This is a genomic window from Pseudoalteromonas sp. Bsw20308 (assembly GCF_000310105.2).
Lineage (GTDB): Bacteria > Pseudomonadota > Gammaproteobacteria > Enterobacterales > Alteromonadaceae > Pseudoalteromonas > Pseudoalteromonas fuliginea.
In genome coordinates, this window is record NZ_CP013138.1 from 1,767,119 (window position 1) to 1,779,649 (window position 12,531).

12 protein-coding genes and 1 pseudogene are annotated in these 12,531 nt (G+C 36.0%); 11 read left to right on the forward strand and 2 right to left on the reverse strand.

The window, feature by feature from the left end; genetic code table 11:
- Positions 1 to 276 precede the first annotated feature (276 nt).
- Positions 277 to 1,137: an alpha/beta hydrolase gene (locus D172_RS07575; RefSeq protein ID WP_007375160.1), complete on the reverse strand. Its 861-nt coding sequence runs from the start codon at positions 1,135 to 1,137 to the stop codon at positions 277 to 279.
- Positions 1,138 to 1,417: 280 nt separating this feature from the next.
- Between D172_RS07575 and D172_RS07580 the strand changes: the two genes are divergently transcribed.
- The 7 genes and pseudogenes from D172_RS07580 to D172_RS07610 all read left to right on the forward strand — a co-directional run bounded on the left by D172_RS07580 (position 1,418) and on the right by D172_RS07610 (position 7,241).
- On the forward strand, positions 1,418 to 1,795 hold the full coding sequence (locus D172_RS07580; RefSeq protein WP_033022890.1) for a BlaI/MecI/CopY family transcriptional regulator: 378 nt from the start codon (positions 1,418 to 1,420) through the stop codon (positions 1,793 to 1,795).
- Positions 1,795 to 3,150 (forward strand): M23/M56 family metallopeptidase, encoded by a 1,356-nt coding sequence (locus tag D172_RS07585; RefSeq protein ID WP_007375158.1) that lies wholly within the window; start codon positions 1,795 to 1,797, stop codon positions 3,148 to 3,150. Before D172_RS07580 ends, D172_RS07585 begins: the two co-directional genes overlap by 1 nt.
- A 42-nt stretch (positions 3,151 to 3,192) precedes the next feature.
- Positions 3,193 to 3,861 (forward strand): hypothetical protein, encoded by a 669-nt coding sequence (locus D172_RS07590; RefSeq protein WP_007375157.1) that lies wholly within the window; start codon positions 3,193 to 3,195, stop codon positions 3,859 to 3,861.
- Positions 3,862 to 3,945: 84 nt separating this feature from the next.
- Complete coding sequence (locus tag D172_RS07595) at positions 3,946 to 4,968, forward strand: acyltransferase family protein (protein WP_007375156.1); 1,023 nt, start codon at positions 3,946 to 3,948, stop codon at positions 4,966 to 4,968.
- 413 nt (positions 4,969 to 5,381) lie between these two features.
- A pseudogene (locus tag D172_RS21700) lies at positions 5,382 to 5,825 on the forward strand (alpha/beta hydrolase); the annotation flags it as partial.
- Between the two features lie 426 nt (positions 5,826 to 6,251).
- Positions 6,252 to 6,590 carry a MerR family transcriptional regulator gene (locus D172_RS07605; protein ID WP_008138200.1) on the forward strand — a complete coding sequence of 113 codons (339 nt, stop codon included), beginning with the start codon at positions 6,252 to 6,254 and terminating at the stop codon, positions 6,588 to 6,590.
- Between the two features lie 72 nt (positions 6,591 to 6,662).
- On the forward strand, positions 6,663 to 7,241 hold the full coding sequence (locus tag D172_RS07610) for an NAD(P)H-dependent oxidoreductase (protein ID WP_007375154.1): 579 nt from the start codon (positions 6,663 to 6,665) through the stop codon (positions 7,239 to 7,241).
- 456 nt (positions 7,242 to 7,697) lie between these two features.
- On the opposite strand, the gene D172_RS07620 is transcribed toward D172_RS07610, so the two are convergent.
- Positions 7,698 to 8,582, reverse strand: a complete 885-nt coding sequence (locus tag D172_RS07620; RefSeq protein ID WP_007375152.1) for a LysR family transcriptional regulator — start codon at positions 8,580 to 8,582, stop codon at positions 7,698 to 7,700.
- 164 nt (positions 8,583 to 8,746) lie between these two features.
- On the opposite strand from D172_RS07620, the gene D172_RS07625 reads away from it, so the two are divergent.
- The 4 genes from D172_RS07625 to D172_RS07645 all read left to right on the forward strand — a co-directional run bounded on the left by D172_RS07625 (position 8,747) and on the right by D172_RS07645 (position 12,250).
- Positions 8,747 to 9,247 (forward strand): nuclear transport factor 2 family protein, encoded by a 501-nt coding sequence (locus D172_RS07625; RefSeq protein WP_007375151.1) that lies wholly within the window; start codon positions 8,747 to 8,749, stop codon positions 9,245 to 9,247.
- 532 nt (positions 9,248 to 9,779) lie between these two features.
- Complete coding sequence (locus D172_RS07630; protein ID WP_007375150.1) at positions 9,780 to 10,361, forward strand: hypothetical protein; 582 nt, start codon at positions 9,780 to 9,782, stop codon at positions 10,359 to 10,361.
- A 773-nt stretch (positions 10,362 to 11,134) separates the two neighbouring features.
- Positions 11,135 to 11,575, forward strand: coding sequence for a hypothetical protein (locus D172_RS07640; protein ID WP_033022888.1), 441 nt, complete (start codon positions 11,135 to 11,137; stop codon positions 11,573 to 11,575).
- A 159-nt stretch (positions 11,576 to 11,734) separates the two neighbouring features.
- Positions 11,735 to 12,250, forward strand: coding sequence for a ClbS/DfsB family four-helix bundle protein (locus tag D172_RS07645; RefSeq protein ID WP_007375148.1), 516 nt, complete (start codon positions 11,735 to 11,737; stop codon positions 12,248 to 12,250).
- Positions 12,251 to 12,531: the final 281 nt, after the last annotated feature.

The following is a 12,531-nucleotide window of genomic DNA, read 5'->3' on the forward strand; positions in this document are numbered from 1 at the left end:
TCAATACTTTTGTAGGGATTTAATTGTCATTCCGTACCCTAATTTAGAATTGAATTCGCTTGTTAAGTGAGGGTTTTAGTAATTAGAGTGACCGCTTTGTTTATTGTTTTTGGTTGTTAACTGGGTTATCAACTTTCGGCCATGTTGTGAAAATGAATAACATTAGACGTGACGTAGTTTTTGTAAAAAGACGTAGTTGCGCAGTTTGTGTAATAAGCAACTAAAAAGCACATAAAGCTAATAGTCTGCAGTGAAAAGCAGACTATCACACTAGCGTTATTTTTGTGATTCGTAAAATAGTACCAACCCTTTTGAAAGTCCAACAGGAAAAGTTGAGTAGTGATCTGTTCCTTTTACTACTTCATCCTCTAGTTTTAATCCTTGGTAATTGCGTGCTCGTAAACGGTTAGCAAACTTCATATGACCTGCGACCATATCTTCTTTCATACCATTATCTAAAGTCTCTAATGCGCCAGTTGCCATAAACACATTGGCCTTCAAGGACTTATTCTTCTTGGCATACTTATCTTCTAATTCAAATATCCAATCATTTTTAAACCAAAGCGAAGGGCTAGTTAAGATGTAAGCAGAAAACAGCTCCGGCCTGGTTAACAGTACCCAAGCGCCAAATAAACCTCCCAATGATTGCCCAGACAATATTCGCTGTTTAGCGTTAACTCGGTAATTGTGATCAATGTATTGAAAGACTTCTTTTTCAATAAACTCTAAATACTTGTTTGCTCCACCTGTAGTGTATTTTGTCCAGCTCTTGTTAACTACAGGGGTTAAATCCCTAACTCGACTGAATTGGCCATTTTCTCCATGAGCAAATGAAATACCAACCACAATGACGTTATCCATGTTTCGCATGTGAGTTGCACCAGCAGCAACTTTGAAGGTATAAGCACCATCATTTAAGTAAAGTACAGGATACTTAAATGATTTATTTCCTTCCAAGAAGTAACTACGAGGCACTTTGATAAATAAATCATATTTCTTGCCCAGTACTTCAGAGTCAATCGTCACAACCTTGCTGTTAGCAATTTCAAAACTACGATCTTCAGCAACTGCTGCATTGTTGCAGCTTACGTTAAACATAATAATAAAAGTTAAGCATTTTACAAAAAACAGTTTCATCTGATATTTTTCCTTAATTTTGCTTTATAAGTTTAATATTGGAATTTTTGGCCGTATACCCAGCGATTAAAAAAGTAGTTAAATCAGTCTGCAAAAACTTGTTCGAAGTTCGATTCTTCCGAGTGAAGGGTTACAAAAATTCAAACGGAAGCTATAAATCACATATTTAAAATAAATTTTCATAAATTTCCAAAATCAAAGTGTGACATGTGTCACAAAGTTGCTTTGTAACATACCGAATGTTAAAGTGCGACACAAGTCACACTTTTTAAATTTTTATATGAAGCCAAATTCAACAGAGTTAGAAATACTGAAATTACTTTGGAAAAAGCAGCCACGCACAGCCAAAGAAATCCATGAATACTTGGCATTAAAGTATGGATGGTCATACTCATCTACACGTAAAACCTTGGAAAGAATGGGCAATAAGGGAATTTTAGAAGTAGGTTCCTCAGGCAACAAAAAAACCTTTAAGGCATTAATTGAGAAAATACCGACGCTTGCATCCTACATGCAGGAGTTCGCAACCAATGTCTTAGAGTTAGATGAACCTCTACCTGTCACTATGTTCGCTGATAGCCGTTTAATAAATAAAGCAGAAATCGATGAATTAGAGGAACTATTAAATCAACTCTCAAAGGATGAAAAACAAAAGTAGTGGACTCTTTCATTATTCAATTCATAGTAAATCGTATTTTTCCTTGGCTTATATTTTCTGGCTTTGCTTATGCTTACTCATCTTATATAACCAAGTACGATAATACCTCGCCAAGTATTTGGTGGTCAGCGCTTTTAGCTAGCTTTTTACCCTTTATCCCTTTGTCTCTTGGCACTATTAATATACCTATTGCTGATTTGGATTATATAAACTCAAGCTTAGAAAGTGTACAAATAGTAAAACAAGCCAGTATTACTCATGCAAGTTTGCAGAAAGTAGATTTAATCGCAACAGCGCTAATTGTTGGTTACTTTGGTTTTACCTGCTTAAAATTAATTAAACTATTAGCTGTTTGGCAAAACCTCAAAAGCTTATCAAGAGCATCTGAGTTAATAAATGAGCTGTCGACTAGTAAAGTGAAGGTTGTAATTTCCTCGCTAAACCATAGCCCTTTTGTCATTGGCATAGCGGCGCCCTATATCGTGCTACCTAACTATTTTTCATCGCTAAAAAAGGATCAACAAAACATTTTGATCCAACATGAGCTAACGCATATTACAAACAAAGATCATATTACAATTCTTTTATGGAGGGTCTTAAGCACCCTTTTATGGATAAACCCATTTGTTAAAAAGATGGAATGGCAGTTTATTCGCGCTATGGAACACAAGTGTGACAGGCTGACAATATGTCGCTTTAATTTTAACAAACATGATTATGCCAAGGCACTGTTGCAATCATTAAAAAAAAGCGTTCAATTTGATAACAACAATCCAGTCGCTCAATTTAATTCTGGTGCGCTTTGCGCTGATGATTACAAAGCGAGGCTTACACACATTGCTTATCCAACGAATAAAAGCCGACTTACTTTAACTTTAAAGTTCTTTTTAATGTTACTTGTTATTTTTAGTCTGCATATATTTTTAAAAGATTCCGCAATGACAGGCAATCTAACTTGGCAGCACCCACTAGATAACCATACGATAAGCTCAACATTTCGTAGCATCAGCAAGGTTAGAGATTATAAGCCACATCGTGGTGTTGACTATGTTGGAGAAAGAGGTAGCCCTGTGCTGTCTGCTGCTGATGGAATAATAGTTATTTCAGATAACAAAACCTTGCATTCGAACTATGGAAATACTGTATTAATTCAACATAAGAATGGCTACCAAACGTTATATGCACATCTAGAATCGAGTAAGGCCAAAGTCGGTTCTTGGGTTAAAGCTGGGCAGGTTATTGGCGTTATTGGTGATACAGGTAAAGCGACAGGGGTTCATCTTCATTTTGAAGTAATTAAAGACAATCAAAGAGTTGATCCTAGTTTAGTGCTCGGCGCTAAAACTACAAGGTAATAGCTTCTATTTCAGGCACTTATAGCTTTATAAAGGTATGATATGTTTAAAGAAAAATGTTTTATTATTTTTACTATTCTTTTTAGTTCATTTAGCTATGGCAGTGAAATATTTGATAGTCTCCCAGACACAATAAATTCATCTGATAAATATGTTTTTTATTCTCACGGATTCATTGTAGAGGGCATAGATCCTAAACCTGTCCATGAGCGCTGGGGGCAATATAATTTTCCAGCTATTAAAAAGGAACTTGGTGACTCAAGCTATCATTTAATTGCTACTCATCGACCAGCGAAAACCCATCCTTTTAAATATGCTGAACAGCTATCTAAACAAGTAACTAAATTACTAAAAAATGGCGTACTTGCAAGTAACATAACCTTAGTTGGCTTTTCCCGTGGTGGGTTTATCACGGCAATTGCATCGAGTAATTTAAAAAACATGGATATTAACTTTGTAATCTTAGCGGCTTGTACAAGCGGATTAGCTAAAAGAGCAGAAATCGCTATTTATGGTCATTTATTATCAGTATATGAAACATCTGATTCTGTTGGTTCGTGTGACAATGTAGTTGCTAGGAATCTTGGCACTGTTAGTTCTTATAAAGAAGTTTCGATTTCAACGGGTAAAGAACATGGCGCTTTTTTTATCCCCAGAAAAGAATGGATAGTACCCGTTAAAGCCTGGTTAAAACGTAAAAAGCCTCAGTAGTATTGTATAAGATCTAAGATCATACAGCCGATAATTCAATTTGAACAACTTAAAAAGTAATAAGCTAAGGATTAAATCAACTTCATGGAAATTAGAAAATTAAACTCTTTAAGAGCTTTAGCCGCCCTTATTGTATTTGTTACCCACTTTTCAGATATAACTCATTGGTTAAATGGCTCTCTAGGGGGTGGTTCTGGAGCCTATGGTGTAATGTTATTTTTCCTTCTTAGTGGGTTTTTAATGTCACTTCTTTATTTAGACACTAAGTTTAGCAGAGCAAATATTGAACGATACTTATTAGCCAGAGCTGGCCGAGTTTTACCCCTATACCTTGTAATTGTATTTAGCTCTTACTTATTAACACAAAATAACTATGATATTTTATACAACATAACTGATCTTAATTCGTTAATAGGGCACCTTTTGTTTATACATGGCGAAAGTGTGCTTTGGTCAATTCCACCAGAAATACAATTTTATATTATATTTGTAGCTTTCTGGTCTTTAGCAGGCGAAAGGAAAGGGTATATATATTTATTAATCGTAGCCTTTATGATGTTTTGGTATTTAGCTGATTTCCCAAGGTTATTTGGTGAAATTGAAAGTATTCCTTACAACTTTTTTAGTACTTTAAGAACGTTTCCGTATTTTTTTATTGGCGTTATATTTGGTTTGCATTACAAATCACTTAAAGTGCCAAGTTATATGAAAAGTAACTGGTTTATATTAGCTTTATGTTTAATACCTCTATTGTATCCTGAGTTTTCACCTATTAACGAGGGCGACAAAAAAAAGATGTGGCTTAGTTATGAAGTTTTATTTGTTATGAGCACAGTATTCTTTTGTGTTGTTTTTTTAGTACCAAATAACAATATTGTTTTAGCAAATAAAATTGGTGACTTTTTAGGGAAGGTGTCTTACTCATTCTATTTATTGCATATGCCTATTATCGGAATAGTTAATAAATTAAATTTAAACAACGAACTTAAGTTGTTGTTATCACTGAACTTAAGTGTGTTTTTTGCGTATGTATCGTATGTTTTCTTCGAAAGGCCTATTGCAAATAAAATTAGAAGTCTTTCGAATAAAAAGCAGCAAAAAATTTAGTTTTTACACATCTAAGGAAAAGAAAGAATGTTTTTAAGCTGGCCTTTGCTGTTGTTTTTTGCTCTATAGCGTTAAGTGCGAAGAAGATTACAGAAGTTAAAATTCGAAATACGCATACCTTGAAATCAAACATGAAAAAAGTGGATTAGAATATGAGCTTCATATACGCTTGCCCAACAATTATTCACAAAGCAATAAAAAGTACCCTCTGGTATTATTGAAAGACACGGGCTACTTCGTTGCAGCGGCGAGTGGCATTGTACATCTAATGGGGGCAGATATTTTAAGGATGTCATTATAGTCGGGATTTCATACTCCAAAGGACATGACCCTTTGATTAGTCGTACAAGTGACTACACACCAACATATGCCTCAAATGAAGGGGGCACTCGCTCCAACCTCAAAAGCATTCTGGTCAAGCCAACCAGTACATAAGTTTCATTTCAGATGAAGTTTTACCTCTTATTAACCATATGTACCGAATTAAGCCGGACAAAAAGATATTTGTTGTCTACTCATATGGCGGGTTGCTTGGCGCCAACATTTTGATCACTCATCCTGAATTGTTTGAGTATTACATTTTAGGTAGTCCATCGTTCTGGTATGACAATAAAGCGATGTTTCGGCTGGAAAGTAACTATGCAAAAAGCAATAAGGCCATGAAAGCACAAGTGTTTATATACATTGGTAGTGAGGAGGGCAGCATGGTTGAAGAAATGCTAGCATTTGAGACTCAGTTAAAGTCACGAAATTGTCGAGGGTTAAGTATCCAATCCAAAGTATTAGCAGGGTTGTCTCACCGCAGTGCTTTTGCAGTGTTATTAACCTATGGTCTTCAAAAAGCTATTTCTAAATAAAGCAAAGGTAACTAACCAGTGGCTAAGATTTTTATGGCCATTAATGGCACCCAGCAGTACTTCAGCGAATAGCGGTCATTGAGGATTAGTTGTCATTAGCTAAATGAAACTTTACTCACCTTTACATGATAAAACAATCTAGCCCAAGCATAATATTTATTAATAGCAATAGCTTATACTTTTTGGTATTAATAAAAACTTATAAAATAAGGATATTTTCGCGCTAAAATAGGGAAGGTGTCCTCCATTTTTGGCCTCCTAAAGGTAAAGTGAAAGAATAAATAGAGGCTAGTAGTGCTTCTAGTAGGTCTTATAGATAGTCGGCATTACGTCAATAAAAATGCTCAAAGTTGATTATAGGACTCATTTTTTAATTGAATCTGGCTGTTGAAGTTATTCTACTGCCTCGTTATAAGTCGGTATTATATGTACATTGGTGAAGCATCAAAAAAAACAGGATTATCTATTAAGGCAATTCGATTCTATGAAGAAAAAGGATTGATAAGGCAGCCGGAAAGAAAAGGCCGCTATAGAGTATATGATGAAACAGATATAGAGCTTCTCATATTAATTAAAGAGGCAAAGGATTTAGGAATAACGCTGTCTAAACTTAGAGGCGTTATCGTTTACAATGATAACAAAGTTGACTGGAAAAAAATTAAACAATTTTTAAGCGAGATAAGAAAAGAATTAATTAGCAAAATTGAGGATATAAATAAGCAAGTCAATAATATTGATAAATGCTATAACCAGATAAATCCCTAAATAAACATTTGACTCTCCCCTAATGGGGAGACGGTAAACTCCATCTCACATAATTAATTATTGGATAATGAGATGGGTAAGCGGGTATTAGTTCTGGTGGGAAATCCTAAGAAAGATAGTTTTGTAAGTTCTTTAGCTGAGGCTTACTTAGATTCAGCTAAAAATAAACACGAGGTCCAGCTGATAAAAATATCAGATATGGAGTTCAACATCGATCTTTCCAGCGGATATGATGAAAAAGCCTCCTTAGAAGATACGTTAAAGTCATTTCAGGCCTATATTGAGTGGTGCGATCATTTAGTTATTTTCACACCCATTTGGTGGGGGTCAGTACCTGCAAAATTAAAAGGACTTATTGATCGAACATTTCTGCCTGGTTTTGCATTTGAATACGAGAAAGGTAACTCTATTCCCAAAAAATTACTTAAAGGGAAAACAGCCCGAATTGTGATGACGATGGATACCCCACCATGGTATTACTTTTGGATTCAAGGTGCCCCAGCTATCAAACAATTAAAGACAACAACACTCAAATTCGTTGGTTTTGGTTCTGTGAAAAGTAAAATGATTGGCCCTATTATAAGCTCTACTAAAGAGTCTAGAATTAAATGGATTTATGATATGTCAAAACTAGGGGCTACTGCTAACTAAACTCACATCATATATGAGCCTTAACTCTGTCAATAGGTATTAATGTTATTTTTGACCATTTTTACCGTAATAAAAGATAAATTATTAACCTAAAAATTAAATTTAATGGTGCAATCTTGTTGCTTAATTAAAGTGGCTGTCTTGTTTATTTTATGGTTTTCAGATGAATTACCTAATGCTTTAAAAGCGCTTAGCGTTAATTACAGGAACTCGATTTTTAATTGGATTTTGCTGTTGGAGTTATTCTACAGCCTCGTTAGGCCGCAAGTGATGAGTGGCACACTTACAGGAGCTTTAAAATGATCCCATCGGCTTATACAGAGCTACTGGCCTCGAAAGCCGCTACATTGACCCAGGACTCTAAAGCCATCTGCTACTGAAGACGGGGAGACGTCGAATCTTGAATAAGTAGGGCAGGCACACGTTAAAAATTATCGAGTGCCGAAATCTCGGAGTTTAAGTGCCGAAACCCGCCAAACGAGTATGATCTGGCTTAATTGCTTCTTTCATAAAATCAAAAAATGCTTCTATTCTGGCAGACTTCTTAAGATCGCGATGCGTCATAATCCAAAGATCTATACTTTGCTGTTTTATTTCCACATCAACTTTTTGCAGAGTGCCAGAACTATCACCAATAAATCGGGGCAGGAACGCCAGCCCCATCTCTTGCTCCGCCGCGATTAGCAGAGGCTCGAAAGAGTCCGTTTTCATCACTATCTTTTCTTCCGATATGCGCTCAAAAAACTGCAGCGATGCTTTACTTTGGTGCATGACTAACCACGATGCTGAGTCGAGCAGATGCTTACCGTGAAGGCTGTTTATGTAATTTGGAGTTCCATATACACCAAAGGCAATCTCACACAACTTCATACCAGCTAAGGGATCTGGCAGCTCGCTAGCTGGGCGTATCGCTACATCTGCATCCAAATGGGCTATATCTAATCGACGTGACGTCAGACTCAGATCTAACTGAATTTTTGGGTAAAGCTGGTGAAAAGCAGCCAAATGATTACCCAATACTAAGCGGAAAAGTGCGTCTGTTGTGGTTATGCGCAGCAAGCCTTCCAGCTTCATTTCTTGTCCAAAAATCTTGCGCTCCAACTCCTTCACGGTCGACTCTAACGCAACTGCTGACTCCAAGAGTTTCTGTCCCTCAACCGTTAATTTGTATCCAGTAGGAAGCTTATGAAATACCCTTAACTTGTGGCGATGCTCAAAAGTGTCGAGCCGGCGCAAAACGGTGCTGTGATTTACCCCAAGTGACCGGGCAGCAGCAGACAACGACCCCTCATTTGCAACTGAGAGAAGGTATTGAAGGTCCCCCCACCTTATGTTGTGCATTTTTGCATACTTAATGTGTTTAATTAGCGAGTTTTATTAAAATTTAGCACAGGTATAGTTATTAGACAAATGCAATGAGCGAGAGCGAAACCTAAGCATACGCGACGAAAAGTTCCTGCTTCTCATGCATTCGACTTCGAATACTGACAACCAGGAGAAAGAGAATGACTAAAAAAACACTACTCATTGGCCTCGCTAGCCTCTTTGCTTTGTTCCAACTAACAGCTGTACAGGCAGGCGATGCAAAGACTGTTGACTCAACAAAAACCCTTGAAACGGCCCAAGCATTTTTATGGGCTGCGGGCTCTGGTGATATGGAAAAAATTAAGTCGTTAATGAGCGATGACTTTGTTTGGCATAACGAAGGCGACAAGTCATTGCCATGGATTGGTAATTGGGAAGGAAAAGACACAGTTCTAAATAAATTTTTTCCCGAATTTGGAGCAGCCCTTAAAACCACTAGCTGGACGACTGATTACAGCTTTGCATACGATAACCAAGCCGTATTTATGGGCACCATGAGCGCAATTCTTAACCATTCCGGTGTAGATACTGGCAAATTCAGCTGGGCGGTACGCGTTCAGGTTGAGGATGGCAAGGTTAAAAGTTGGAACTGGCTCGAGGATAGCTACGCAATCTCAAAAGCCTATCACGCCAAGAAATAAATTGTACTCACCAAAGTAATCTTAAAAGCTTGGCTCCCTCTGTCAGGATATCAAGCTTTTATTCAACATGTATAAAAATTAACAAGACACCTATCCTAAATTTTGAACAAAATCACCAATTAGGATGACACTCATCCTAATTATTACTAAAAAGCCAACAAAAACAGTATGAAGAGTGCATTGTTATAAATAATGAATCACGTAAAAAGCTGAGCTATGTAGACAAAATGAAAGTGAATGCCTTTAGTTTACGCTGCGGCAACTGTATTGCCTTGTTCATAATATAGAAAAGCTGAAAAACACGATGCATTGAGAAGGGTAAGCCCTTTTATCCTAAATAAAAGCCACTGAAATCCCCGTAATTCCTTCCAAAACATCAGTTAAAACAATACTAAACCAGCTTTTTATATTCTATGAAAAATACAGTAATCGATTGAATCAAAATAGGAACTCAGCTATGGTTTATTTATCAATAAAAATAAATAAAAAAACGAGTTAATCTACAGGCTCGTTATAAGTTTAGGAAAGGTTCGTGGATAATCGCCCTGATAATTTTGTACATCAATTCGAAGACGTAATTGATATGTACGGTGAAGTATGTGACTGGTTTAATGAATTGGGTTTTTCTTATTCAAAAAATAGATATGGCTTGTATAAAAGACATTTTGATAAGTTCATTGAAATGGCAAAAACATCATCAGTTCCAGACGATAAAGATGAGTTAATAAAATTTAAAAGAAAATTCGATAATGCATACATTGAAGTTAATGAAATAATAAGAATTTACAATAACTTAAAATCAATCAACTCTTCAGAATTCATAGAACAAATAAAAATAATTGTTTCTGGTCAAGAGTTTCGAGCTAACAGTGATAATGATCAAGCTAGAGATTTTTTATTTGAACTATCAGTGGCGTGTCGCTTTATTAAAGCAGGTTTTCCTGTCTCATTAAAAGGGGTTTGTGATGTAGTCGTAGATCTTGGTATTGATGGTACATTGTTTGTTGAATGTAAACGTATTAAATCTGAAAACAGAATAGATAAAAATGTAAAAAAAGCGAACAAACAAATTATTAAAAGAGTTCAATTACACAAATCAAGTAAAGTAAAGTAAAAGGTTTGGTTGCAATCAATGTGACAGATCTATTGCCAAAAACGAATATGCTTTTCCCAGATTCAATGTCAGCAACAATAGCGATCCATCGAGGAGCTTCAAATAACTTTATAAGGCAGAAACTTGAAAAACTTAAAGCAGGAATGAGTAATAAATGCTTGGGTGTTCTATGTGAAAGTGCAATGATGCATTATTTTTCAAGAGAATCAAATATTCCAGGTTTTAGTTATTCACGGCACACGGAACATATCGCTTATTCAGATAGCGTATTGTTTGAATCATTGGTGCCTAAGATTAGCCGACAGGATATAAAGTAAACTTATAACAATACGCCCTGAGGTGGACAGCAAGCGCTAAAGCTCAATTAGGATGACACTCATCCTAATTATTACTAAAAAGCCAACAAAAACAGTATGAAGAGTGCATTGTTATAAATAATGAATCACGTAAAAAGCTGAGCTATGTAGACAAAATGAAAGTGAATGCCTTTAGTTTACGCTGCGGCAACTGTATTGCCTTGTTCATAATATAGAAAAGCTGAAAAACACGATGCATTGAGAAGGGTAAGCCCTTTTAACTTAAAATAAAGCCACTGAAACACCCGTAAACCCTTCCAAAACGCCAGTTAAAACAATACCAAACCAGCTTTTATATTCTATGAAAAATACAGTAATCGATTGAACCAAAATAGGAACTCAGCTATGGTTGATTTATCAATAAAAATAAATAAAAAACGAGTTAATCTACAGGCTCGTTAACTGCCAAGGGTAGCCATGAGTCAGAATCCCAAATATTCAGAACATCAAGAATCATTAATTGCTTTGGTTACACATTTATCAATGAGCAGTTGGTCTGCACGCACTCCATCAAATTTAGCAAAAGCACTATCAATAGATAAAGATGAAATTGAAGTAGTTCTTAGTTCTTTTAAAGGTCTATTTAGGAAATCGAAGAATAAAAGCAAAAAAACTGCTGACTATTTTTATAGCTTACAAATTCGGCATGCTAAACAGTGGCTAAACGAAACTGACGATGAGAATGAAGACTCTAAAAAACCTCCGCTTGAAGTGGAGTATTTAACTAAGCTTTTAGACTTTGTAATATTTAAGGCCGCCGAAGAACGGCGCAATAAAATTGCGCAATTAGGCCCTTGGATTACAGCTATTGCGTCGTTAATTGTGGCTGCGTTAGCAATCGTAGTAAAAAGCAGTTAACAAGGCACTTAAATGGAAGTAAAACAGCCTGTTTTATGGGATCCAAATGGATTACCTAATGCTCTAAAAATGCTTAGAGTTAATTGCTGGGGCTCGTTTTTTAATTAATTTTGGCTGTTGGAGTTATTCTACGGCCTCGTTATGTTAATGGAGTCACCCTTGTCATCTGTCCCCCAAAATAAACAAGAATTGGAACAAGCAATTCAACTAATATTTGATAAAATTCTAGCGGACTACTCAAGCATTCCTGAAGAGCTATCTAGAACTGTTAGAGTAGAAGGGAATGTTAAAGGAACAGAAATAAGTGTTAGTGATACGCTTGCTTATCTAATTGGTTGGGGAAAGCTAGTAATTCAGTGGAATAAACTTACGTCAGCTAAGCAATGTGTGGAGCTTCCTGCAACTGGTTATAAATGGAATGAACTAGGAAGGCTAGCTCAAAGTTTTTATTTTGAGTATCGTGATTGGAGCTACAATGACTTAATCTCTGAGTTTAAAATAACAACAAATAATATTTTGTCGCTAGTTAGTTCATTAAGTGAGCATGATCTTTACGGTGTTGCTTGGTATAAAAAATATACATTAGGTAGAATGATCCAGCTTAATACCTCATCACCAATGAAAAATATGCGCGCTAAAGTAAAAAAATTTAAGAAGAGCAATGATATAAGATAAAAATCACATAACAAGTGACTTTGGTGCCACCGTTCGCTCATGGGCATAGCCGAAGTTGATATAAAAGCTGAACGTTCAGCTAGCCCAATTTAAAGTGGATTAAATCTGCTCTACAGGCTAGTACTCTCTATATTTCATTTTGAGATACTCAAGTTAGTAGTACTTATTTCTGATATACTCAGTCAGCACTTTTACTCAAAAGGTAATAGTCTTCAGCTTGCAACTTAATGCAAGTTAACTCACTGCTCTTCATTATTTATTGCCAAAATTACACCTTTGTA